At 63.9% G+C, this 22,495-nt stretch carries 24 protein-coding genes, 1 pseudogene and 1 riboswitch; of the genes and pseudogenes, 3 read left to right on the top strand and 22 right to left on the bottom strand.

What is annotated here, in order from left to right:
* Window positions 1–49 precede the first annotated feature (49 nt).
* From hisA to P9255_RS17610, 21 genes and pseudogenes are all read right to left on the bottom strand, one after another.
* Complete coding sequence (hisA, locus tag P9255_RS17510; protein WP_309790178.1) at window positions 50–802, bottom strand: 1-(5-phosphoribosyl)-5-[(5-phosphoribosylamino)methylideneamino]imidazole-4-carboxamide isomerase; 753 nt, start codon at window positions 800–802, stop codon at window positions 50–52.
* A 128-nt stretch (window positions 803–930) separates the two neighbouring features.
* Window positions 931–1,572 (bottom strand): imidazole glycerol phosphate synthase subunit HisH, encoded by a 642-nt coding sequence (gene hisH, locus P9255_RS17515; protein ID WP_309763941.1) that lies wholly within the window; start codon window positions 1,570–1,572, stop codon window positions 931–933.
* Window positions 1,569–2,189 (bottom strand): YchE family NAAT transporter, encoded by a 621-nt coding sequence (locus P9255_RS17520; protein WP_309790179.1) that lies wholly within the window; start codon window positions 2,187–2,189, stop codon window positions 1,569–1,571. Before P9255_RS17520 ends, hisH begins: the two co-directional genes overlap by 4 nt.
* Before the next feature lie 54 nt (window positions 2,190–2,243).
* Window positions 2,244–2,831, bottom strand: coding sequence for an imidazoleglycerol-phosphate dehydratase HisB (gene hisB / locus P9255_RS17525; RefSeq protein ID WP_035967682.1), 588 nt, complete (start codon window positions 2,829–2,831; stop codon window positions 2,244–2,246).
* 16 nt (window positions 2,832–2,847) lie between these two features.
* Window positions 2,848–3,924, bottom strand: coding sequence for a histidinol-phosphate transaminase (gene hisC / locus P9255_RS17530; protein ID WP_309763939.1), 1,077 nt, complete (start codon window positions 3,922–3,924; stop codon window positions 2,848–2,850).
* A gap of 50 nt (window positions 3,925–3,974) precedes the next feature.
* Window positions 3,975–5,298, bottom strand: a pseudogene (hisD, locus tag P9255_RS17535) (histidinol dehydrogenase).
* 43 nt (window positions 5,299–5,341) lie between these two features.
* Entirely contained in the window at window positions 5,342–6,034 is a 693-nt protein-coding gene (hisG, locus tag P9255_RS17540; protein WP_309763937.1) for an ATP phosphoribosyltransferase, read from the bottom strand.
* Complete coding sequence (gene murA / locus P9255_RS17545; protein WP_309763936.1) at window positions 6,031–7,302, bottom strand: UDP-N-acetylglucosamine 1-carboxyvinyltransferase; 1,272 nt, start codon at window positions 7,300–7,302, stop codon at window positions 6,031–6,033. Before murA ends, hisG begins: the two co-directional genes overlap by 4 nt.
* A 151-nt stretch (window positions 7,303–7,453) precedes the next feature.
* On the bottom strand, window positions 7,454–7,693 hold the full coding sequence (locus P9255_RS17550) for a BolA family protein (RefSeq protein ID WP_035967676.1): 240 nt from the start codon (window positions 7,691–7,693) through the stop codon (window positions 7,454–7,456).
* A 19-nt stretch (window positions 7,694–7,712) separates the two neighbouring features.
* Window positions 7,713–8,468: an ABC transporter permease gene (locus P9255_RS17555; protein WP_309763935.1), complete on the bottom strand. Its 756-nt coding sequence runs from the start codon at window positions 8,466–8,468 to the stop codon at window positions 7,713–7,715.
* Complete coding sequence (locus P9255_RS17560) at window positions 8,465–9,391, bottom strand: ABC transporter ATP-binding protein (RefSeq protein ID WP_309763934.1); 927 nt, start codon at window positions 9,389–9,391, stop codon at window positions 8,465–8,467. The genes P9255_RS17555 and P9255_RS17560 overlap by 4 nt, the downstream gene beginning before the upstream one ends.
* 205 nt (window positions 9,392–9,596) lie before the next feature.
* Window positions 9,597–9,884 (bottom strand): STAS domain-containing protein, encoded by a 288-nt coding sequence (locus P9255_RS17565; protein ID WP_309763933.1) that lies wholly within the window; start codon window positions 9,882–9,884, stop codon window positions 9,597–9,599.
* Window positions 9,881–10,513 (bottom strand): ABC transporter substrate-binding protein, encoded by a 633-nt coding sequence (locus P9255_RS17570; protein ID WP_309763932.1) that lies wholly within the window; start codon window positions 10,511–10,513, stop codon window positions 9,881–9,883. The genes P9255_RS17565 and P9255_RS17570 overlap by 4 nt, the downstream gene beginning before the upstream one ends.
* A gap of 123 nt (window positions 10,514–10,636) precedes the next feature.
* Entirely contained in the window at window positions 10,637–11,590 is a 954-nt protein-coding gene (locus P9255_RS17575; RefSeq protein ID WP_309763931.1) for a VacJ family lipoprotein, read from the bottom strand.
* 10 nt (window positions 11,591–11,600) lie between these two features.
* Window positions 11,601–12,182 carry an outer membrane lipid asymmetry maintenance protein MlaD gene (gene mlaD, locus P9255_RS17580; protein ID WP_309763930.1) on the bottom strand — a complete coding sequence of 194 codons (582 nt, stop codon included), beginning with the start codon at window positions 12,180–12,182 and terminating at the stop codon, window positions 11,601–11,603.
* 93 nt (window positions 12,183–12,275) lie between these two features.
* Entirely contained in the window at window positions 12,276–13,043 is a 768-nt protein-coding gene (gene mlaE / locus P9255_RS17585) for a lipid asymmetry maintenance ABC transporter permease subunit MlaE (RefSeq protein ID WP_309763929.1), read from the bottom strand.
* A complete protein-coding gene (locus P9255_RS17590) occupies window positions 13,040–13,855 on the bottom strand; it encodes an ABC transporter ATP-binding protein (RefSeq protein WP_309790180.1) in 816 nt (271 codons plus the stop codon). Before P9255_RS17590 ends, mlaE begins: the two co-directional genes overlap by 4 nt.
* A gap of 98 nt (window positions 13,856–13,953) precedes the next feature.
* Window positions 13,954–15,039 carry a thiamine phosphate synthase gene (gene thiE / locus P9255_RS17595; protein ID WP_309763927.1) on the bottom strand — a complete coding sequence of 362 codons (1,086 nt, stop codon included), beginning with the start codon at window positions 15,037–15,039 and terminating at the stop codon, window positions 13,954–13,956.
* Window positions 15,036–15,845 (bottom strand): thiazole synthase, encoded by an 810-nt coding sequence (locus P9255_RS17600; RefSeq protein WP_309763926.1) that lies wholly within the window; start codon window positions 15,843–15,845, stop codon window positions 15,036–15,038. Before P9255_RS17600 ends, thiE begins: the two co-directional genes overlap by 4 nt.
* A gap of 21 nt (window positions 15,846–15,866) precedes the next feature.
* Window positions 15,867–16,064, bottom strand: a complete 198-nt coding sequence (gene thiS, locus P9255_RS17605) for a sulfur carrier protein ThiS (protein WP_309763925.1) — start codon at window positions 16,062–16,064, stop codon at window positions 15,867–15,869.
* 19 nt (window positions 16,065–16,083) lie between these two features.
* The gene (locus tag P9255_RS17610; RefSeq protein WP_404980367.1) at window positions 16,084–17,259 is read right to left on the bottom strand and encodes an FAD-dependent oxidoreductase; all 1,176 of its coding nucleotides are present in this window, start codon (window positions 17,257–17,259) and stop codon (window positions 16,084–16,086) included.
* A 128-nt stretch (window positions 17,260–17,387) separates the two neighbouring features.
* Window positions 17,388–17,510: riboswitch (TPP riboswitch) on the bottom strand.
* A 262-nt stretch (window positions 17,511–17,772) separates the two neighbouring features.
* Between P9255_RS17610 and P9255_RS17615 the strand changes: the two genes are divergently transcribed.
* The 3 genes from P9255_RS17615 (at window position 17,773) to P9255_RS17625 (ending at window position 20,918) form a co-directional block, all read left to right on the top strand.
* A complete protein-coding gene (locus P9255_RS17615) occupies window positions 17,773–19,515 on the top strand; it encodes an ABC transporter ATP-binding protein/permease (protein ID WP_309763923.1) in 1,743 nt (580 codons plus the stop codon).
* Between the two features lie 133 nt (window positions 19,516–19,648).
* Window positions 19,649–20,131, top strand: a complete 483-nt coding sequence (locus tag P9255_RS17620; protein WP_309790181.1) for a hypothetical protein — start codon at window positions 19,649–19,651, stop codon at window positions 20,129–20,131.
* A gap of 1 nt (window position 20,132) precedes the next feature.
* Window positions 20,133–20,918 carry a DUF1828 domain-containing protein gene (locus tag P9255_RS17625; RefSeq protein ID WP_309763921.1) on the top strand — a complete coding sequence of 262 codons (786 nt, stop codon included), beginning with the start codon at window positions 20,133–20,135 and terminating at the stop codon, window positions 20,916–20,918.
* A 59-nt stretch (window positions 20,919–20,977) separates the two neighbouring features.
* On the opposite strand, the gene P9255_RS17630 is transcribed toward P9255_RS17625, so the two are convergent.
* The gene (locus P9255_RS17630) at window positions 20,978–22,444 is read right to left on the bottom strand and encodes a glutamate synthase subunit beta (RefSeq protein WP_309763920.1); all 1,467 of its coding nucleotides are present in this window, start codon (window positions 22,442–22,444) and stop codon (window positions 20,978–20,980) included.
* Window positions 22,445–22,495: the final 51 nt, after the last annotated feature.

Below are 22,495 nucleotides of genomic sequence, written 5' to 3' on the forward strand. Positions count from 1 at the left end.
GCGCCGCCCGGCGCGCTGCAAAGTCCGCGCGAGAGGCGAAGCACCGAATTTATGCGTCGTCCGCTTCTCGCAGCGCGTCGGCGCGCGTTTGCGCGGCGTTGAAATCCAGATCGCCGGAGTAGATCGCGCGCCCGCAAATCACGCCTTCGATGCCTTCGCTCTCGACTTCGCACAGCGACTCGATGTCCGCGATGCTCGACAAGCCGCCGCTCGCGATCACCGGAATCTTTACCGCTTGCGCGAGCCGCACGGTGGCGTCGATGTTGATGCCCTGAAGCATGCCGTCGCGGCCGATGTCGGTATAGATGATGGACTCGCAGCCGTAGTCCTCGAACTTGCGGCCGAGGTCCACGACTTCGTGGCCGGTCAGCTTGCTCCAGCCGTCGGTGGCGACCTTGCCGTCCTTCGCGTCCAGGCCGACGATGATGTGCCCGGCGAACGCGGTGCACGCGTCCTGCAGGAAACCGGGATTCTTCACCGCCGCCGTGCCGATGATCACGTACGAGAGGCCATCGTCCAGATAACGTTCGATCGTGTTCAGATCGCGAATGCCGCCGCCCAGTTGCACCGGGATCTCGCTGCCCACTTCTTCGATGATCGCGCGGATGGCGTCGCCGTTTCTCGGCTTGCCCGCGAATGCCCCGTTCAGATCGACGAGGTGCAGCCTGCGCGCGCCCTTGTTGACCCAATGCCGGGCCATCGCCGCCGGATCCTCCGAGAAAATGGTCGCCTGGTCCATATCGCCCTGCTTGAGGCGCACGCACTGACCGTCTTTAAGATCGATGGCCGGAATGAGCAGCATAGGTATCGCGTAGTGTCTGGATGAAATTGATGAGAACGGCCGCCCGGGCCGTCTCGCTAGTGTAGTACAAGTCTTGCAGCATCCTGTCGGCCGCCGGCATAGGCCGGACGGCTAACGTGCGGTAGGTCTCACGGATTCCAGTGCACGAAGTTTCGATACAGCCTCAGCCCCGCGTCCGCGCTTTTTTCAGGGTGAAACTGCGTCGCGAAGATGTTGTCGCGCGCGACTGCGGACGTGAAGGCATCGCCGTAGACGGTTTCGCCCGACGTATGCGCCGGATTGTCGGGCACTACGTGGTAGCTGTGCACGAAGTAGAAGAACGCGCCATCCGCGATGCCGTCCCACACCGGATGCGCCTGCGTCTGACGCACGCGATTCCAGCCCATCTGCGGCACCTTGAAGCGCGAGCCGTCGTCCTGCACGCGGCCTTCCAGATGAAAGCGCAGCACCTTGCCGGGAAAGAGCCCGAGACCCTTCGTATCGCCTTCCTCGCTCCAGTCGAAAAGCATCTGCTCGCCGACGCAGACGCCGAGCATCGGCTTCTCGCGCGACGCCTGCATCACCGCTTCCTGCAGCCCCGATGCGCCGAGATGCGCCATGCAGTCGCGCATGGCGCCCTGGCCCGGCAACACGATGCGATCGGCCGCATGAATGGCTTGCGGCTGGTCGACGATCGCCACGTCGGCGTCCGGCGCGGCCTTCTTCAGCGCCTGATACACCGAGCGCAGGTTGCCCATTCCGTAATCAACAATCGCAATTGAAGTTTTCATTTCAAAGTAGGCAACAGGGCCTTCAATCCGTTGACGATGAACTCCACCGCCAGCGCCGACAACATCAATCCCATCAGACGCGTGCCGATATTGATGCCGGTCCGTCCGACCCAGCGCGCAATCGGCTCGGCCAGATTCAGCGCGCCGAAGCACAGCGCCGCGATGATCGCGCCCAGCACGACGAGCCCGAAGCGGTCGTACCAGTGCTGCGCGTTGGCGGCGTAGACGATCACCGTGCTGATCGATCCCGGCCCGGTCAGCAGCGGAATGGCGAGCGGCACGACGGCGATGCTGTTGCGCTCCTCGGCTTCCATGCGTTCTTCGGGCGTCGAGCGCGCGTTGCCGACTTGCGCGTTCAGCATGCTGATCGCCATCAGCAACATGATGATGCCGCCGCCGACTTCAAACGATCCGACCGAAATGCCGAAGAACGCGATGATCTGCTGTCCGAGCAGCGCGGTCACGGCGATCACGCAGAACACCGAAATGCACGCGACGCGGATGGTGTTGCGCTTCTCCACATCCGACTGCTGCGCGGTGAGGCTGAGAAAAAACGGTATCGCGCCGATCGGGTTGATCAGCGCGAGCAAGGATATGAACGACTTGAAAAGATCCATCGCGGATGGCCAGCCGGGTTGAACGCGAGGTCGCGCCGAACCGGCATGCAGCGTTCAGAGACTGCCTTTGGTCGATGGAATCTGCCCCGCCGCACGTTCGTCGAGTTCGACGGCCATGCGAAGCGCGCGGCCGAAGGCCTTGAACACGGTCTCGACCTGATGGTGCGCGTTGATGCCGCGCAGGTTGTCGATATGCAGCGTCACGCCGGCATGATTCACGAAGCCACGGAAAAATTCGATGGTGAGGTCGACATCGAAATTGCCGATGCGCGCCCGCGTGAACGGCACGTTGAATTCGAGCCCCGGCCGCCCTGAGAAGTCGATGACCACGCGCGAGAGCGCTTCGTCCAGCGGCACGTACGAGTGCCCGTAGCGGCGGATTCCCTTGCGGTCGCCGATGGCCTTCGCCACAGCTTGCCCAAGCGTGATGCCGGTGTCCTCGACGGTATGGTGATCGTCGATATGGAGGTCGCCATGCGCTTCGATTTCGAGGTCGAACAGGCCGTGACGGGCGATCTGATCGAGCATGTGATCGAGGAACGGCACGCCGGTGGCGAGCTTCTGCTTGCCGGCGCCGTCCAGATCGAGCTTCACACGGATCTGCGTTTCGCTGGTGTTGCGAACGACTTCCGCAATGCGCATGGTGTTTCCTTGAGACTTAATCGAAAGTGGAGAGCTTCTTGAGTGCGGCGACCATGTGCGCGTTTTCTTCTGCGGTTCCGACCGTCAATCGCACGCAATTTGAAAGCAATGGGTGCATTTTACCCACGTTTTTTATCAAAACCCGCGACGTCAGAAGCGTTTCGAACGCGAGCGCGGCGTCCGGCACGCGCACGAGCAGAAAGTTGCCCGCGCTCGGATAGACCGTCATGCCCGGCAATGCGGCCACTTCGCGTGCGAGTTCCGTGCGCGCTTCTCGCAGCGCAGCCGCCTGCGCGTCGAGCACATCGAGGTGATCGAGCAGGAAATCGGCAGTGGCTTGCGTGAGCACGTTGATGTTGTACGGCGGACGCACCTTGTCGAACTGCGTGATCCACTCGGGCCGCCCGGCCATGTAGCCCAGGCGAATGCCCGCCAGCCCGAGCTTCGACACCGTGCGCATCACGACGACATTGTCAAACTCGGCCGCGCGGGGCATCCACGTCTTCTCCGCGAACGGCTGATACGCTTCGTCGATCACGACGAGACTCCGGCCTGCCGCCGCGATCACGCGTTCCAAGTCGGCGTCGCTGTAGAGCGTGCCGGTCGGATTGTTCGGATACGCGAGATAGACGAGCGCCGGGGCGTGTTCTTCGATGGCGGCGATGAGCGCGTTCGCATCGAGCGTGAAGTCCGCGTTGAGCGGCACGCCGACGAACTCCATTCCCGCGAACGCCGCCGACATCTGATACATGACGAAACCCGGCACCGGCGCGACGACTTTCGCGCCCGGCCTCGCGCACGCCACCGACATCATGCTGATCAGTTCGTCCGAGCCGTTGCCGAGGAGCACGTCGCAGGCGTCGGGCACGTGCATCGTCCGCTTGAGCTTCGCGAGCAGATGCGCGGGACGCGGCGCCGGATAGCGATTCAGCGCGACGCTCGCGAGATGCGCGCCGAGGCGCTCCGCGAGATCGGCGGGAAGCGTGTACGGATTCTCCATCGCGTCGAGCTTGATGAGGCCCGACGAATCGGGCACCGGATAGCTCGTCATCGCGAGGATGTCGGGACGAATGATGTCTTGTGGTGTCGTCATGATGCCGCCGGCGGCTCTCGGGCCGCCTCGTTCGATAGGACCGGCAAGGTTCAGCCGAGGTTTTTCATTCGGTATTCGGCGCTCTTCGCATGCGCCTGCAAGCCTTCGCCGTAAGCCAGTTCCGCCGCGATTTCTCCGAGGGTCTGCGCCCCGTCCGCGCTCACTTCGATCACGCTCGAACGCTTCATGAAGTCGTAGACGCCGAGCGGCGACGAGAAACGCGCAGTCCGCGAAGTCGGCAGCACGTGATTCGGCCCGGCGCAGTAATCGCCGAGACTTTCGCTCGTGTAACGGCCGAGGAACATCGCACCGGCGTTGTGAATCTGCGCGGCCCACTGATGCGGATCGAGCGCGGAGATTTCCAGGTGCTCCGGCGCGATGTCGTTGGCGATCGCGCACGCCTCGGCCATGTCCTTCACCTTGATGAGCGCGCCGCGATCCTCGAGCGACCGCTGAATCACGTCGCGGCGCGGCATCGCGGGCAGCAACTCGACGATCGCGTCTTCCACGCGCTGAATGAACGCCGCATCGGGGCACAGCAGAATGGATTGCGCGAGCTCGTCGTGCTCGGCTTGCGAGAACAGATCCATTGCGACCCAGCGCGGGTCGGTGGTGGCGTCGCAGATCACGAGAATTTCGGACGGACCCGCGATCATGTCGATGCCCACGGTCCCGAACACCCGCCGCTTCGCCGACGCGACATACGCGTTGCCCGGCCCGCAAATCTTGTTCGACGGCCGGCACGGATTCCGTACCGTACGCGAGCGCGCCGACCGCCTGCGCGCCGCCGATCGTGAACACGCGGTCCACACCGCCGAGCAGCGCAGCCGCGAGCACGAGCGGATTCTTCACGCCGTCGGGCGTCGGCACGACCATCACGATTTCCTTGACGCCCGCGACGCGCGCCGGAATCGCATTCATCAGCACCGACGACGGATACGCCGCCTTGCCGCCCGGCACGTAAATACCGGCGCGATCGAGCGGCGTGACCTTCTGGCCGAGCACGGTGCCGTCGGCTTCCGTGTATTGCCAGCTATGGCTTCCGCATTCGATGCGCTGCTTCTCGTGATAGCCACGCACGCGCGCCGCCGCCGCTTCGAGCGCCGCGCGGCGCTTCGGTTCGAGCCCTTCGAGCGCGGCTTCCATCTCCGAAGCAGGCAGTTCCAGCGCCGCGACGCTGTCCGCTTTCAGGCGATCGAACTTATTCGTGTACTCGAGCACGGCGGCGTCGCCGCGCGATTTCACGTCCGCGAGAATCTGCGCGACGGCGCGCTCGATGGCTTCGTCCTCGCTCGCTTCGAACGCGAGAACCGCGCGCAGCGCCTTCTGAAAACCGGCGGTGCTGGAATCGAGCTTACGAATCTTGATAGACATGCTGGTTTCCGTGTGCTGTGGCGCACCGCGCGATGCGGCCGCCCTAGTTGTTCGTTCCTGCCGAGGCGCGCTCGAACGCATCGAGATACGGCTTGAGCGCCGCGCGCTTCAGCTTCAGCGCCGCCTGATTCACGACGAGGCGCGACGAAATCTGCATGATCTCTTCGACCTCGACCAGATTGTTGGCGCGCAGCGTGCCGCCCGAACTGACCAGATCGACGATCGCATCCGCCAGGCCGACGAGCGGCGCGAGCTCCATCGACCCGTACAGCTTGATCAGATCGACGTGCACGCCCTTCGCGGCGAAGTGCTCGCGCGCCGTCTGCGTGTACTTCGTCGCAACCCGCAGGCGCGCGCCCTGGCGCACCGCGCTCGCGTAGTCGAAACCGGCCTTGACCGCGACCGACATCCGGCAGCGCGCGATATCGAGATCGACCGGCTGATACAGCCCGCTGCCGCCGTGTTCGATCAGCACGTCCTTGCCCGCCACGCCGAAGTCCGCCGCGCCGTATTCGACGTACGTCGGGACATCGGTCGCGCGCACGATGATGACGCGCAGGTTCGGATTGGTCGTCGGCAGAATCAGCTTGCGCGAGCTTTCCGGATCTTCGGCCACCTGCACGCCGGCTGCCGCGAGCAGCGGCACCGTTTCCTCGAAGATACGCCCTTTCGACAATGCGAGCGTGAGGGGCGCGCTCGCGCCGACCGACGCCGATGTCTGCGGCAGCGAACTCATTGCTCGCTCCCGGTGCCCTTGATGCGGCGAACGTTCGCGCCCACGGCCGTCAGTTTCGACTCCATGCGGTCGTACCCGCGATCCAGATGGTAGATGCGGTCGATCAGCGTTTCCCCGTCCGCGCACATCGCCGCGATCACGAGACTCGCCGACGCGCGCAGATCGGTGGCCATTACCTTGGCGCCCGACAGTTGCTCGACGCCGGCGACAAGGGCCGTGTTGCCGTCGATCGTGATGCGCGCGCCCAGACGATTCAGCTCCTGCACGTGCATGAAGCGATTCTCGAAAATGGTCTCGACGACTTGCGACGTGCCGTTTGCAATCGCGTTGAGCGCCATGAACTGCGCCTGCATGTCGGTCGGGAACGCGGGGTATTCGGACGTGCGAATGTTCACGGCGTCCGGACGCTTGTCCATGCGAACGCGCATCCAGTCGTCACCTTCCTCGATCGACACGCCCGCCTCGCGCAGCTTTGCGGTGACCGCATCGAGCAGCGACGGGGTGACGCGACGCAGCGTGACATCGCCGCCGGCGGCAGCAACCGCGCACAGGAAAGTGCCCGCTTCGATGCGGTCCGGCACCACGGCATGCTTCGCGCCGTGCAGCTTTTCGACGCCCTGAATCACCAGCCGGTCGGTGCCGATGCCGTCGATCTTCGCGCCCATCGCGACGAGCAGATTCGCCAGGTCGCTGACTTCGGGCTCGCGCGCCGCGTTCTCGATGACCGTCTGGCCATCGGCGAGCACCGCCGCCATCAGCAGGTTTTCGGTGCCGGTGACGGTAATCATGTCGGTGATGATGCGCGCGCCCTTCAACCGCTTCGCCCGCGCCTCGATGAAGCCGTGCTCGATGTTAATTTCGGCGCCCATCGCCTGCAGACCCTTGATGTGCTGGTCAACCGGACGCGCGCCGATTGCGCAGCCGCCCGGCAGCGACACCTTCGCTTCGCCGAAACGCGCGACGAGCGGCCCGAGCACGAGGATCGACGCGCGCATGGTCTTGACCATCTCATACGGCGCGACGAGCTGGTCGACCTTCGATGCGTTCAGCGTCACGCAACCGTCGTTCAGCGCCTGCGACTGCACGCCCATCTGACGCAGAAGTTCGAGCGTCGTGCGCACGTCCTTCAGATTCGGAACGTTCGACAGCTGGACGTCCTCGGCGGTGAGAAGGCTCGCGCACAGAATCGGCAAAGCCGCGTTCTTCGCGCCCGATACGGTGATTTCGCCGGAGAGCTTCGCGCCCCCTGTGATGACCAGTTTGTCCATGGTTGCTTGTCCTTCGACCGAGCGTCCTGCTGCGGAGCCAGATTCGGCGCCGCGGTTATCTTGAATGATTCGCACTGTTTCCTGCCGGGTGATGCCGGGTGTTGCGGTATTGCTGAGAGTGACTGTGGCCTGCCTGGATTCGCCGGATGGATCAGGCCGATTTCCATTCGTCGGGAGTGAGGGTCTTCATGCTGAGCGCATGAATCTCCTCGCGCATGCGCTCGCCGAGCGCTGCATACACCAGTTGATGACGCGCGATCAGCCGCTTGCCGACGAACGCATCGCTCACGATCGTCGCGAAGAAGTGCTGACCGTCGCCTTCCACTTCGAGATGCTGGCACTGCAAGCCGCCAGCGATGTAATCCTTCACTTGCTCCGGAGTCGGCAACATAACGTGTCCTTGAGATGAGTTAGTGACGCAGCTTGTAGCCACTCGCGAGCAGACGCACGGCGATCAGCGCCAGCACGGCCAGAAAGCCGCCGACGATGCCGAGACTCACCAGCGGGTTGACATCGGAAAGGCCGAAGAAGCCGTAGCGAAAACCGTCGATCATGTAAAAGAACGGGTTTAGATGCGACACCGCGCGCCACACCGGCGGCAGCGTATGCGTTGAATAAAACACGCCGGAGAGAAACGTGAGCGGCATGATCAGGAAGTTCTGGAACGCGGCCAGCTGATCGAACTTGTCGGCCCAGATGCCGGCGATGAGGCCGAGCGTGCCGAGGATCGCCGAACCGAGCATCGCGAACGCAATGATGTAGAACGGCGCGGAAAAAGACATCGGGATGAACCATATCGTCACGATGAACACGCCCAGTCCGACGCACAACCCGCGCACGACCGACGCGAGCACATATGCAAAGAACATTTCCCAATGCGCGATGGGCGGCAGGAGCACGAAGACGAGATTGCCGGTGATCTTCGATTGAATCAGCGACGACGAGCTGTTCGCGAACGCGTTCTGCAGCACGCTCATCATCACGAGACCCGGCACGAGAAAGCTGGTATAGCCGACGCCAGGATAAACCTGCACGTGGCCCGACAGCGCGTGGCCGAAGATGGTCAGGTAAAGCAGCGCGGTCACGATGGGCGCGAGCACCGTCTGGAACGACACTTTCCAGAAGCGCAGCAGCTCCTTGTAGAACAACGTGCGAAAGCCGCTCATGACAGGCCCTCGACGACTTCGGGCTCGTTCATGACCTGCACGAACACATCTTCGAGATCGGCCTTGCGCACTTCGATTTCATCGAACGTGCAACCGGCCGCGCGGCACTTTGCGAGAATCGGCTCGACTTCGTCGTAGCTCGACAGGCGCAGCAAATGTTGCGCGCCTCCCACGGCATGCGGATCGACTTCCAGCGAACGCAGTTCGGCCGGCAACACGCCGCTCGAGAAACGCAGATAGAGCTGCATGCCGGAGAAACGCTGCAGCAGCGTGCTCGTGCGCTCCAGCGCGACCACTTCGCCGCGGCGAAGCATCGCGAGGCGGTCGCACAGCGATTCCGCTTCTTCGAGGTAATGCGTGGTCAGAACGATCGTGTGGCCTTCGCGGTTCAGACGCGAGATGAATTTCCACAACGTTTGACGCAACTCGACATCGACGCCGGCCGTCGGCTCGTCCAGCACGATCACGGGCGGCCGATGCACCAGCGCCTGCGCGACCAGCACGCGGCGCTTCATGCCGCCCGACAGCGCGCGCGTGTTGACATCGGCCTTTTCGGTGAGATCGAGATTCGCCATGACCTCGTCGATCCAGTCGTCGTTGTTACGCAAGCCGAAATAGCCGGACTGAATGCGCAAAGACTCGCGGACCGTGAAGAACGGGTCGAACACGAGTTCCTGCGGAACGACGCCGAGCGCGCGCCGAGCCGCGCGGAAATCGCTGACGACATCATGGCCGCGCACGGCGATCGTGCCGCTGTCGGCACGCGCGAGCCCGGCGAGAATGCTGATCAACGTGGTTTTGCCCGCGCCGTTCGGCCCGAGCAGGCCGAAGAATTCGCCCTCTTCCACCGTGAGGCTCACGCCCTTGAGCGCCTGGAGGTCCTTGTAGCGCTTCCTGACGTTTCGGATTTCTATGGCTGACATTGACAGTGCGCGTGCATCAGCGGCCGCGCCTCGATTGGCGGATTTGTTGCTTGACGGGACCGGGGCTCGCTCGGAAGGAGCCGGGTGTCGGCCCGAAAAAACGTTTGATTATAGGGCAAAGCCGATTGACCCGACGTCGGAACGATCCTGTTTGCGGCGGAAATGGCGCCCGATGAGCGCGCCGCTGAAGAAAGTCAGTACAGGATCAATGTCGGAAGGTAAGCAGCGTGTCGACGCCATAGGCTTGCGCGAGACTGGCAAGCCCGGAGGGAGTGTTGACGATACCGAGCGCGGCGCCGCGTGCGGTGGCCGCGCGCTGCCATGCGAGCAGCACGGCGAGCGCGGACGAATCGAACTGCCGCAACGGCGCGCAATCGACTTCCGTCGCGCCCGCGGCGATGCGCGAAAGACCCGACTCGAGCGCGGACTTTGCGCTCTCGTGGGTCAGCGTTGCGGCCGTCTGGAAACGGCCGCCGGTGCCGGGTGAACTCACGACGAAGCCTTGCCGTTCGCCAGTTGCTGGTTACGCTGCGTCAGGAACTGCAGCAGGCCATCGACGCCGTGCTGCGAAATCTGCTCGCTGAACTGCTGCTGGTATGCCTGGATCAGCCATGCGCCGAGCACGTTGATGTCATACACGCGCCAGCCTTGGGGCGTCTTGTACAGGCGATAGTCCAGCTCCACCGGCGAACCGTTGTTCATCACGACGGAGCGAACGACGACATCCGTATCTTCCGGCGATGCCCGGAACGGCTTGTACTGAATGGTCTGGTTGCGAACTTGGCCGAGCGCGCCCGAGTACGTGCGGATCAACAGCATCTTGAATTGCTCGACGATCTGCTTTTGCTGTTCCGGCGTGGCCGAATTCCAGTTGCGGCCCATCACGAGACGCGTCGTGCGCGTGAAGTCCGTGTACGGCAGGATCTTCTGGTTGACGAGTTCGGTGATGCGCTGAATGTTGCCCGACTGAAGTTGCGGGTCGGTCTTGATCTGATCGAGAACCTGCTGCGTCACGGTCTTGATCATGCCGTCGGGCGAGTTGGTATCGACGGTCTGCGCCGAGGCCGCGCCGCAGAACGCCATGAACATGGCAAACAAGGGAAGCAAAAAGAGTTTTTTCATCGCAGTTCCTGCAAAAAGTGGCTTGGGTTTGAGCGCGTTCACGTGACCGTAGTTCAGTGAACACGCAGCTCAAGCTGTAAAAAATGCTGTCGGTTTTGTTACCGCGCGTTAGCGTCGATACACCTAGCGCAAGCGGAACGAAGGGAAGCCCGGCGGAGCACGCGGCGGGACATACTGATTGCCCGGCACCGTCGTGTTGCCCGTCGAACTGGCCGCGTTCGGCGCCGCAGCGGTTTCCGAAGCAGGAGCCGCGCCCGACGCAGCCCCTGCAGGCGCAACGGCCGTCGCCGACGCGCCGGCAGCGCCAACGGCGCCTGCCGTGCCGTCCGGCTCGGCGTAGCTCGGCAGCGGCGCTTCGTCGTAGTCGGGCGGTGCGGCATCCGCGTCGGCGCCCATGCTTTCGCCGATCAGATACTGGCGTCGCTGCAAATAGGCGTTACGCACGAACGAGTACTTGTCGAGCGCGGCGTCCGCGAGGACATCCGTTGCGCCGAGCAAATTCGCTCGCACATTAACGAGATTCACACCGTACAGCGCCCAGCTCACCGAATCCGGACTGACGTAGCTGAGCGGATTGCCGAAATAGTCGACGACGAGCCCGCTCGTGTCGCGCACGGTGCTCGGGCCAAGCAACGGCAACACGACGTACGGCCCGGGCGGCACGCCGTAATGCCCGAGCGTCAGGCCGAAGTCGCCCGCATGCTTCGGCAGCTTCGCGACGGTCGCGACGTCGAACAGACCGCCGACGCCGAACACCGTGTTGATCGCGACGCGCATGATGTCCGACACACCGTCCGCGATCTTCAGCTGCATCAGGTTGTTCGCCGCGATGTAGACGTCGCCGATATTCGAGAAGAAGTTGGTCACGCTGTTGCGCACCGGCTCCGGAACTGCCCACACGTATGCCTTTGCAACCGGTTTCAGCGCGACCTGATCGACCTTGTCGTTGATCGTGAACATCGTGCGGTTGTAGCTTTCGAACGGATCGCCTTTGGTCGGCGTCGTCACCGTCGCACAGCCGGCGAGCGTTACCGCCGCCGCCGAGACAAGCACGCGCCGCAGCCCCATCGCGTACATACGATTCTCCTTATTGGGCGGCGTCCGACGCCGCACCCGCCGCCGATGCCGCCGGTGCAGGCGCAGCGCCCATCGCGCTTGCCGCTCCCGGGAACGCCGGCGCAGCCGCGGCCGGTGCAGCCGACTTCGACGCGCCGGAATCCGCAGCCTTGTTGTAGAGGAATTGACCGATCAGGTTTTCAAGCACGACTGCCGATTGCGTCATCGTGAGCGTGTCGCCATTCTTGAGCATCTGGTCGTCACCGCCCGGCTCCAGGCCGATGTACTGCTCGCCGAGCAGGCCGGAGGTCAGGATCTTCGCGGACGAGTCCTTTGGAAACTGATATTGCTTGTCGATATCGATGGTCACGACCGCCTGGTACGTGTTCGCATCGAAGCCGATCGAGCCGACGCGCCCGACCGTCACGCCCGCGCTTTTCACGGGCGCGCGCGGCTTGAGCCCGCCGATGTTGTCGAACTTGAGCCGCACCGCATAGGTTTGCTGGAACGACAGGGAACTCATGTTGCCGGCCTTCAGCGCGAGGAACAGCAGCGCCACGAAACCGAGCACCACGAAGAGGCCGACCCAAAAGTCGAGAGCAGTCTTTTTCATCGTCTTTCCAAAGAAAATCTTGTCGCGGAACGCGCGTGACGGTCTGTGCCCTTCACAACGCCCACGCCGTAGCGGACGTTCGCGCCCGGTCCATCAGCTGAACATCAACGCGGTCAGCAGGAAATCGAGGCCGAGCACCGCGAGCGACGCGTACACGACCGTCTTGGTCGTCGCGCGCGAGACGCCTTCGGGCGTCGGCCGGGCTTCGTAGCCCTGGAACAACGCGATGAACGTCACCGCGAAACCGAACACGACGCTTTTCACGACGCCGTTGCCCACATCGCGCCACACGTCCACGCCGCCTTGCATCTGTGACCAGAACGCGCCGGAATCCACGCCGATCAGCAGCACGCCGACCACATAGCCGCCGATTACGCCGACCGCGCTAAAGATGGCCGCGAGCACCGGCATGGCGATGATGCCCGCCCACATGCGCGGCGCGACCACCACTTTCATGGGGTCGACGGCCATCATTTCCATCGCCGTTAGCTGCTCGCCCGCTTTCATCAAGCCGATTTCGGCGGTGAGCGACGTGCCCGCGCGCCCCGCGAACAGCAGCGCGGTGACGACCGGCCCGAGCTCGCGCACGAGCGACAGCGCGACGAGCAGCCCGAGCGCCTGCTCGGAGCCGTAGCGATTCAGCGTGTAATAGCCCTGCAGCCCGAGCACGAAGCCGACGAACAAGCCCGACACCGCGATGATGACAAGCGAATAATTGCCGACGAAATGGATCTGTTTCGTGACAAGCCGCGGGCGGCGCAACAGCGGGAAGAATTCGAGCACGAGGCGCACAAGCATGCGCGTCGCGTAGCCGGCGGTGCCGAAGCCGTCGAGCACCCAGCGTCCGAGTGCGCTGATCATGCCTTGCCTCCGATGCCGAAATCCGCCGCGAGCGGCTGGCTCGCGTAGTGGAACTTGAAAGGACCGTCCGGCGTGCCGTCGATGAACTGGCGCACCGTCGGGTCTTGCGACGCGCGCAACTGGTCCGGCGTGCCTTCCGCGTGAATCCCGCCGTTGGCGATGAAGTACACGTAATCCGCGATGGCAAACGATTCGGGCACGTCGTGCGTGACGAGGATGGAGGTCGCGCCGAGCGCGTCGTTGATCGTGCGGATCAGCTTGGCGGTGATGCCGAGAGAGATGGGATCGAGACCGGCGAACGGCTCGTCGTACATCATCAGTTCGGGGTCGAGCGCGATGGCGCGGGCAAGCGCGACGCGACGCGCCATGCCGCCCGAGATTTCCGACGGCGCGAGATCGCGCGCGCCGCGCAAGCCGACCGCGTTCAGCTTCATCAGCACGAGATCGCGGATGAGTTCTTCCGGCAGATCGGTGTGCTCCCGCAGCGGGAACGCGACGTTCTCGAACACGGTCTGGTCCGTGAACAGCGCGCCGAATTGAAAGAGCATGCCCATCTTGCGGCGCAGCGCGTAGAGGCCGTCGCGCGTCTGCGCGCCGACGTCCTGGCCGCCGTACAGCACTTGGCCGCGGCTCGCCCTGACGAGACCGCCGACCAGCCGCAGCGTCGTGGTTTTTCCGCAGCCGGAGCCGCCCATGACCGCGACCACCTGCCCACGCGTGAATCGCATGTTCAGGTTCGACAGGACGAGCCGGTCGCCGTAACCGAAGTCGACGTCGCGAAGCTCTAGCAGAGTCTCTGAAGAGGCTGGCACTGGGTAAGAAATTCCGTTGACGCAAAACGCCGCATTATAGGGCCTGCGTGCAATCGGTGCTTCGCCCTAGGCCGTCACTCCTTGCTTTTTAAGAACTGTCAGCATTGACTTGCAAACTTCTGTTGCAGCGACGATACCGCCGCAGCCGTATCCGACGCTTCCGTGACCGCACGCACGACCGCCGCGCTGCCGACGCCCGTGGCGAGCACGTCGGCGATCACCTGACCGTCGATACCGCCGATCGCGACGAGCGGCACGCGGCCATCGAGCAACTGCACGTAGCGGCGAAGGCGCGCGAGGCCTTGCGGCTTCGTAGGCATCACTTTGGTCGTCGTCGGGAATACGGCGCCGAGCGCCAGATAACTCGGGCGGAAATGCAGCGCGCGCAGCATCTCGTAATAGCCGTGCGTCGAAAGGCCGAGCCGCAATCCCCCCCGCGCGATTGCGTTCAAATCGGCGGTCTGCACGTCTTCCTGCCCGAGGTGGACGCCGTATGCGCCCGCCGCAATCGCCGCGCGCCAGTGATCGTTGATGAAAAGCCGCGCCTGATGCCGCCGGCCCGCCGCGACCGAACGCTCGATCTCGCGCTCGAGGTCGCCAGCGTCGTTGCTCTTGCGGCGCAACTGTGCGGTGACGACGCCGAGGTCGAGCACGCGCTCCGTCCATTCGGCGCTCGGCAGCACGGGATACAGCCCCAGCTTGTCGGGGCACGAGGGAAACGCCGGTTGCGGCGCGGGCGGCAGATCGCCGACGCGCGGAAACGTCGCGAAATCGACGGGCCATGCGTCGGCCTTTGCCTCGTCGCCGCTGCGCCACGCGAGCGCGAGAACGAGCGCATCGTGCGGTTCGAAGTTGCAGTCGAGAAACGCAGCGAGCGCGGCGAGCCAGTCGTCGGAGCGCGCGCCTTCGAGCACGAAGCGGTCGCCGCCGCGCGTGAGCGTCACGCGTTCGCCGTGCGCTTGCACGACCGCCGCGCCGCCCGCTTCGAGCGATTCGACGTCGACGTCATGTGCTTCCGCGAACACGGCCAAATCCTGCGCACCCGGCGATTCAGGCGGCGTCAGACAGATGCGCCAGCGGGTCGCGGCGGCGGGCCAGTCGCCCAGTCGCGCGCGGATGCGCTCGGCAACTTCGACCAGTTCGTCCGCCGGCGGCCAGAAGACTTCGCGTCCGAGCAGGCTCATGCCGCACCTCCGTCCTGGTGCCAGAACGGCATGCCGACGACCGGCGTGCTCGCGTGCGCGCTGTCGCGCTCGGCCATCGGTCCGGCGAGAAACGCCGTGCGTCCCGCCTCGACGCCCATCGCGAACGCGCGCGCCATCTGCGGCGGATACGTAGCCTGCGAGACCGCTGTATTCAGCAGCACGCCGTCGAAGCCCCACTCCATCACCTGACACGCATGCGACGGCACGCCGAGACCGGCATCGACGATCAGCGGCACATCCGGCAAGCGCTCGCGCAGCGTGCGCAAGCCATACGGATTGGTCACGCCCTTGCCCGTACCGATGGGCGCGCCCCACGGCATCAACGCCTCGCAGCCGGCATCGAGCAGACGCCGGCCGATCACGAGGTCTTCGGTGCAGTACGGCAGCACCTTGAAGCCGTCGCGCACAAGCTTTGCCGCGGCTTCGACGAGACCGATCGGGTCCGGCTGCAGCGTGTAGTCGTCGCCGATCAGTTCCAGCTTGATCCACGGCGTATCGAACACTTCACGCGCCATGTACGCGGTGGTCAGCACTTCATCGACGCTCTGGCAGCCCGCCGTGTTCGGCAGCAGCGCGACGCCGTGGCGCTTGAGCACGTCGAAGAAGCCGGCCTCGCCGGTCTCCGACTGCCGGCGCAGCGCGACGGTCACCATGCCGGGACGCGCGGCGTCGATGGAGTCCGATAGCGACTGCAGCGACGGATAGCGCGACGTGCCGAGCAGCACGCGGCTCGGAAACGACTGGCCGTACAGCGTCAGGGTATCGGCGGCGGGATGTGTGGTCATGATCGTCCTCTGGTGATGCGCTCAGCCGCCCGCGACGGGCGAAACGATGTCGAGCTTGTCGCCCGTGGAAAGCGTCTTCGTGCCGTGCTCGCCACGCGCGACGAACTGGCCGTTCAGCGCGACGGCGAACGGCGGCTTCGCACCGAAAGCGGCGAGCGCGTCGGTGACGGTCGCCGTGTCGGGCAACGTGAACTCGCGCTGATTGATGTGGATGTTCATGCGTTCTCTCTGATCTCGGTCACGCGGTCGCCGTCTCGAAGGCGCCGTGCAGCAGCTCGGACCATAGCGCCTGGCGGCGGAAGTCGTCGAAGGAGGCGGCGTCGCGCACGGTTCCGCCGACGAGCGCATCCGCGAGCGCGCAGGCGGAATCCGCGACTTCGGGCGCGATCATGAAGCCGTGCCGATACAGCCCGTTCACGCGCACGATCTGCGCCCCGTCCCACGCGATAGCCGGGCGATGATCCGGCAGCGTCGGCCGGCATTGCGAGTTCAGTTCGAGAATGCGCGCCTCGCCGAATCCCGGATGAACCGCGAACGCGGCACTCAGCAGTTCAAGCGCCGATCGCACGCTGACGGGCGACATGTCCTCGCCTTCGACTTCGGTCGCGCCGATCACGTAGAGGTCGTTCTCTTTGGGCGCGATGTAGAGCGGATAGCGCGGATGCAGCAGCCGGACCGGCCGCGTCAATCCGATGCCCGGCGCATGCACGCGCGCCACTTCGCCGCGGATACCGCGCAGCGCGGGCCACGCGGGCTTACCGCCGAGTCCGCGGCAATCGATGATCCAGCGCGCGTCGGGCATCGCATCGACGGGCGTGTTCCAGTGCGTCTGCACGCCACGCGCCGCCAGCCCCGCAGCGAGCGCCGCGAGCGCCTGACGGTTGTCGAGCTGGCCTTCGTGCGGCAGGAGCCAGCCCTGCGCGAAACGCGTGCCGAGTGCGGGTTCGGCCTTCGCGACCTGCGCGCCGGCGAGCTTCACGAAACCGCCATCGAGCAATTCGGCGGGCGCGTTCGCCCGCAAGCGGCGCTCGAACAGCGGCGCTTCCGCGCGATCCGCGCCATGCCAGACGACGAGCGTCCCGTTGCGCTGGAAGAAGACCGGCTCGGGCAGCGCCGCGAGGAGATCCGGCCATCGCGCGAGCGACGCCGCGCCGAGTTCGACGACCAGCGGCTCGGCGCTCGTGGCTTCGGCGAGCGGCGCGAGCATCGCGGCGGCGACCCACGCTGCCGACTGCGCGCCCGACTCGTCGCCGCGCTCGTACAGCGCAACGCCGTGTCCCGCGCCCGCGAGTTGCCACGCGACGAGCCGTCCGACGAGCCCGCCGCCGATCACGGCGAAGTCGGGCTTCGCTGCGGTCTGATCGATGCTAATCACTATCCGATGTCTCCTTTGGCGACGGACGCGTCTTCGCATCGCAACGAAGCGGCCGTAGGCGAATCCACGCGAACAAGGACGAAACAGCGGAGAGACCGGCCCGGCGCGAGAACGACGCACCGAGCGGAAAGGAGGACTGGAAGAAACTGGAGGAAGGCGCGGGAGTCGCGCGTTCTCCGGAAACTTCCCTCGCCGGTATTACCCGGATCGGGTGCAAAGGGTCTCTCTCAGCCTCGCCGCGCTCGATACTTTCGATACCGCTCGCGCACGAAGCACCCCTGTTTCGCCGGAAGTCATTAGAGCATAAAAGCCGAAGCCGCTGCAAACCGGGATTGCCCGCGCGCGCTTGGCCGCCTGATCGCCGGCTGCGTCACTCTGGCACAATGCCCCGAACGCAGTTCATCGAACGATCGCACCGTATTAAGTGGCAGTTAAGGGAACGTCTCAACAATCTGCGAGGCTGGGATCGGGCTGCACGCGACATCGCGGCAGCCCGATCCCGCAGCGACATGTGTCAACCCGCCGGCAAGCCGGCGCACAAGCAGAAAGGTCATGGCCAACTCAAACCCGGAAAGCACGCAACAGAAGGCGGACGAAGTCTCGGCGTGGAGTCTCATCAAACCGTACTGGATATCCGAAGAACGAGGCGTGGCGTGGGGGCTGCTCGTCGCGATCATCGCGATCAACATGACGGTCGTGTGGATCAACGTGCGGCTCAACAGCTGGAACGCGGACTTCTATAACGCGCTGCAGAACAAGAATGTCCGCGACTTTCCGCATCTGCTGCTGATCTTCACCGGGCTTGCATTTGCTTATATTCTGCTCGCCGTCTACGGACGCTATCTGCGCCAGATGCTCGCGTTCCGCTGGCGGCAATGGCTCACGAACCGGTTTCTCGAGCAATGGCTCGGCGACCGCGCGTTCTATCGTATCGAGCGCGACCGTCTCGCCGACAACCCCGACCAGCGTATCAGCGACGACCTGCAATCGTTCGCGACGACCACGCTCACGCTGTCGCTCGATCTGCTTTCGACGCTCGTCACGCTCGTCACCTTCATCACCATCCTCTGGACCCTCGCTGGCGCGCTGACGCTGACGCTCGGCGGCACGCCCATCGTGATTCCGGGCTATATGGTCTGGGCGGCGGCGCTGTATGCGATTCTCGGCTCGCTGATCATTCAGAAGGTCGGGCATCCGCTCGTGTCGATCAATTATCAGCAGCAGAAGGTGGAAGCGGACTTCCGTTTCGGGCTGATCCGCGTGCGCGAGAACGCCGAGCAGATCGCGTTTTACGACGGCATCGCCACCGAAACCGCGAATGCGAAGAGCATCTTCCAGCGCATCCGCGATAACTGGTGGCTCATCATGAAGTACACGAAGCGCATGACCTTCGTGCTGAGTTTTTATGGCCAGATCGCGATCATTTTTCCGATCATGGTGGCCGCGCCGCGCTACTTCGCGGGCGCGTTTTCCTTCGGCGTGCTGATGCAGATATCGTCGGCATTCGGCACCGTGAGCGATTCGTTCTCGTGGTTCATCAACAGTTATTCGACGCTGGTCGAATGGCGCGCAACCGTCAACCGTCTGCGCGAATTCAAGCGCGTGATGCGCTCGACGCACATCCGCGAGGAGAACTCGCCCGCGACGGAACGCGGCGGCATCAATCTGCATTACACGAGCACGGAAGCCTTGACGACGACCGGCCTGCTGCTCGCGTTGCCGAACGGCACGCCGCTGTCGCGGGTGGCGGATGTATCGGTGGAGCCGGGATCGCGATGGCTCGTCGTGGGGCCGTCCGGGTCGGGCAAGAGCACGCTGATGCGCGCGCTCGCGGGCCTTTGGCCGTTCGGCGACGGCACGATCGACGCCCCCGTCGACGCGAAGATGATGTTCGTCCCGCAGCAAAGCTATCTGCCGATCGGCACGCTGCGCGCGGCGCTGGCATATCCGTCGCCGGGCGGCACGTTCACCGACGAGGAATCGCGCGAAGTGCTGCGCGCGTGCAACCTCGAGGCATATGGGGATCGGCTGGAAGAGAGCGGGCACTGGGCGCGGAGCCTGTCGCCGGGCGAACAGCAACGGCTCGCCGCGGCGCGCGTGCTCTTGCACAAGCCGGATTTCGTGTTCCTCGACGAAGCCACCAGCGCGCTCGATGCGGACAACGAACTGCATATCTACAACACGCTCGTCGATCGGCTGCCGAAGGCCGCGATTCTGAGCGTCGCGCACCGGGAATCGGTGGCGCTGTTTCATGATTACCGGATCGAGATCGAGAGGGCGATGGTGGAGGCTTGACGCTGCGTCGGTGGGTTGGGAATGCCGCATCCGCCCGCGATTGCAGGTGCGGTTTTTCTGATTTGTTGGGCTGGTTGAACGGCAGCGCGTCATATCGTCATAGACTGACGCGTCTCCTCATACCCAACAGTTCATGGACCCTCGACTCTTAACGGATCACGACCTGGATTCCATGCGACGCGCTCCGAAGATCATCACCAATCCACGCGCGAGATGGGTCTTCAAAGGCGGGCACAAAGAGAAGAATTTCACGCTGCACGATGCGCGCGACGCTACTCAGTTATATCGACTGTTCCTGCGGTCGTCCGCCACTCGACCGAGCGCATTCTCCGTTGGCCTGGCCCGTGTCTGGCCAACTGATGAAACACTCATCCTCGCTCGCTACAACGGCCCTTATCATGCGCATGGCAATATCATCGAAGGAAATAAAGTTTCCCTCGGCTGCCATCGGCATTTAGCTACGGAACGCTACATCCGAGCGGGACATCATGTCGATGGCTACGCGGAAGCAATGTCATCCTACAATTCCCTGGAAGGCGCATTCGAATGCCTATGCCGCGACTGCGGAGTCGCTGCGCTAGCCTACGATCCGTTTCAACCGCAATTAGAGTTCTGAGATGCTCAACGACGCGTCGGCTGCAGTAAAGCGCCTGCTGTGCGAGTCATGGTGCTCCGAAATCAACGTCGCCCCGGACGGTGATTCGATTCGCTTATGCATGCCCCTCATGGAACCTGACGGTGATTACATCACCGTGTGGTTAAGGCAAATCATGGGCGGTTGGCGGCTCGAAGACGCAGGCACTACGTTCATGCGGATGTCCTACGATTCCGATGCAACCGCTTTGTTACGCGGCCCCCGGCGCGTGTTGCTTGATCAGACGCTAGCCGAGTATGGCGCACGCCTCGCTGACGATGGCCAAGTCGTCGCGGATTCCGCCGAAGCGCAGTTGGGCCTTTCGCTGCTGCGCTTCGGACAAGCACTACTGCGCGTGGGTGATCTAAGGAGTTGGAGCAAGCCGCGCGTTGCCTCGACATTTTTTGATGATCTGGAACGCAGGCTCGGAGATATCGTCGGCAAGGCTAACGTCGTGCCGAGATACATCTGCGCGGGAGTACCGGATGCCGCCGACTACCCCATCGACTTCCTCCTGAAAGGCTCGCAAACCCCGCTGTTCGTTTTCGGCGTGCTCAATTCGGAACGCGCCCGCGTCGCTACGATCGTGCTGCAACACGTCGAGCAGTACGTCGAACGCTTCGATTCGATCATCGTTTTCCAGGATGCGCGTGCTATCCCGAGTATCGATCTTCGCCGCCTCATGAACGCAGCCAACGACATGGTCGATTCGATCGACGCCGAAGCCGCGCTCGCCAAGAAGATCCGCCATCGCATGCGCGTGGCTTAGAAACAAAAAAAGGCGGAAAGCCTCACGGCCTTCCGCCCTTCTTTTCCGCCGGCACAAACTTACCGCGGCAACTCACTGCTCCCCATCAAATAGGCATCCACCGATCGCGCGCACTGGCGGCCTTCCCGAATCGCCCACACGACGAGCGACTGTCCGCGCCGCATATCGCCCGCCGTGAACACCTTGTCCACCGACGTGTAATACGCCTTGTCGCCTTCCGTCGATGCCCGCACGTTGCCGCGCGCATCCTTGTCCACGCCGAACGCTTCCAGAACCGGCGACAGCGGCTGCGTGAAGCCCATCGCGAGCAACACGAGGTCCGCCTTCATCTCGAACTCCGAGCCGGGCACTTCGACCATCTTCCCGCCCTTCCACTCGACGCGCGCCGCAATCAGCTTCTCGACCTTGCCGTTCTTGCCCTCGAAGCGCTTCGTCGCCACCGACCAGTCGCGCTCGCAGCCCTCTTCATGCGACGACGAGGTGCGCAGCTTGATCGGCCAGTAAGGCCAAACGAGCGGCTTGTTCTCTTCCTCGGGCGGCTGCGCGAGCAACTCGAACTGCGTCACGTCCTTCGCGCCATGCCGATTGGATGTGCCCACGCAGTCTGAACCCGTATCGCCGCCGCCGATCACGACGACATGCTTGCCCTTCGCGAGCAATTGATCGGCGAGCTTGTCGCCCGCATTGACCTTGTTCTGCTGCGGCAAAAATTCCATTGCGAAATAAATGCCTTCCAGTTCGCGCCCCGGCACCGGCAGATCGCGCGGCGTTTCCGAACCGCCCGCGATCACGACCGCATCGAACTGCTCTTTCAACTCTTCCGGCGTGATGCTTTCCTTCGCCGTATTGCCGATATGCGCCGGCAGCGGATCGCGGCCGACGAACACGTTCGTGCGGAACGACACGCCTTCCGCTTCCATCTGGCGCATGCGGCGGTCGATCAGCCACTTCTCCAGCTTGAAATCGGGGATGCCATAACGCAGCAATCCGCCGATGCGATCGTTCTTCTCGAACACGACGACGTCATGCCCCGCGCGCGCCAGTTGCTGCGCGACGGCGAGACCGGCAGGACCTGAACCGACGACGGCCACCTTCCTGCCCGTCTTGTGCTTCGGCGGCTGCGGCGCGACCCAGCCTTCTTCCCACGCCTTGTCGATGATCTTGCGTTCGATCGACTTGATGCCGACCGGATCTTCGTTGATGCCGAGCGTGCACGCCGCCTCGCACGGCGCCGGACAGATGCGGCCCGTGAACTCCGGGAAGTTGTTCGTCGAATGCAGGACTTCGATCGCGGTCTTCCAGTCCTGGCGGAACACGAGATCGTTGAAGTCCGGAATGATGTTGTTGACCGGACAGCCGTTGTTGCAGAACGGAATGCCGCAGTCCATGCAGCGCGCGCCCTGCACCTTGGCGTCGTCATCGGTCAGTGCGGCGACGAATTCCTTGTAATGCTTGACGCGGGTCAGCGGTGCTTCGTACGCCTCATGGCGGCGTTCGAACTCGAGAAAACCGGTTGCCTTGCCCATTTCTTTCTCTGTATTTGGTGAGGATCGCGCTCTCCGATGCCGCGCATCGGA

It is taken from the genome of Caballeronia sp. LZ019 (assembly GCF_031450825.1).
GTDB lineage: Bacteria > Pseudomonadota > Gammaproteobacteria > Burkholderiales > Burkholderiaceae > Caballeronia.

Coding starts and splice junctions, on each gene's coding strand:
- P9255_RS17570 (WP_309763932.1), bottom strand. CDS start 10,513: ATGAAAAAACTCTTTTTGCTTCCCTTGTTTGCCATGTTCATGGCGTTC.
- P9255_RS17575 (WP_309763931.1), bottom strand. CDS start 11,590: ATGTACGCGATGGGGCTGCGGCGCGTGCTTGTCTCGGCGGCGGCGGTA.
- hisB (WP_035967682.1), bottom strand. CDS start 2,831: ATGCGCATTGCGGAAGTCGTTCGCAACACCAGCGAAACGCAGATCCGT.
- P9255_RS17630 (WP_309763920.1), bottom strand. CDS start 22,444: ATGGGCAAGGCAACCGGTTTTCTCGAGTTCGAACGCCGCCATGAGGCG.
- hisH (WP_309763941.1), bottom strand. CDS start 1,572: ATGAAAACTTCAATTGCGATTGTTGATTACGGAATGGGCAACCTGCGC.
- P9255_RS17620 (WP_309790181.1), top strand. CDS start 19,649: ATGGACCCTCGACTCTTAACGGATCACGACCTGGATTCCATGCGACGC.
- mlaD (WP_309763930.1), bottom strand. CDS start 12,182: ATGAAAAAGACTGCTCTCGACTTTTGGGTCGGCCTCTTCGTGGTGCTC.
- P9255_RS17625 (WP_309763921.1), top strand. CDS start 20,133: ATGCTCAACGACGCGTCGGCTGCAGTAAAGCGCCTGCTGTGCGAGTCA.
- thiS (WP_309763925.1), bottom strand. CDS start 16,064: ATGAACATCCACATCAATCAGCGCGAGTTCACGTTGCCCGACACGGCG.
- P9255_RS17600 (WP_309763926.1), bottom strand. CDS start 15,845: ATGACCACACATCCCGCCGCCGATACCCTGACGCTGTACGGCCAGTCG.
- P9255_RS17615 (WP_309763923.1), top strand. CDS start 17,773: ATGGCCAACTCAAACCCGGAAAGCACGCAACAGAAGGCGGACGAAGTC.
- hisA (WP_309790178.1), bottom strand. CDS start 802: ATGCTGCTCATTCCGGCCATCGATCTTAAAGACGGTCAGTGCGTGCGC.
- mlaE (WP_309763929.1), bottom strand. CDS start 13,043: ATGATCAGCGCACTCGGACGCTGGGTGCTCGACGGCTTCGGCACCGCC.
- P9255_RS17520 (WP_309790179.1), bottom strand. CDS start 2,189: ATGGATCTTTTCAAGTCGTTCATATCCTTGCTCGCGCTGATCAACCCG.
- P9255_RS17610 (WP_404980367.1), bottom strand. CDS start 17,259: ATGCGAAGACGCGTCCGTCGCCAAAGGAGACATCGGATAGTGATTAGC.
- P9255_RS17550 (WP_035967676.1), bottom strand. CDS start 7,693: ATGTTGCCGACTCCGGAGCAAGTGAAGGATTACATCGCTGGCGGCTTG.
- murA (WP_309763936.1), bottom strand. CDS start 7,302: ATGGACAAACTGGTCATCACAGGGGGCGCGAAGCTCTCCGGCGAAATC.
- P9255_RS17555 (WP_309763935.1), bottom strand. CDS start 8,468: ATGAGCGGCTTTCGCACGTTGTTCTACAAGGAGCTGCTGCGCTTCTGG.
- hisC (WP_309763939.1), bottom strand. CDS start 3,924: ATGACGACACCACAAGACATCATTCGTCCCGACATCCTCGCGATGACG.
- hisG (WP_309763937.1), bottom strand. CDS start 6,034: ATGAGTTCGCTGCCGCAGACATCGGCGTCGGTCGGCGCGAGCGCGCCC.
- thiE (WP_309763927.1), bottom strand. CDS start 15,039: ATGAGCCTGCTCGGACGCGAAGTCTTCTGGCCGCCGGCGGACGAACTG.
- P9255_RS17560 (WP_309763934.1), bottom strand. CDS start 9,391: ATGTCAGCCATAGAAATCCGAAACGTCAGGAAGCGCTACAAGGACCTC.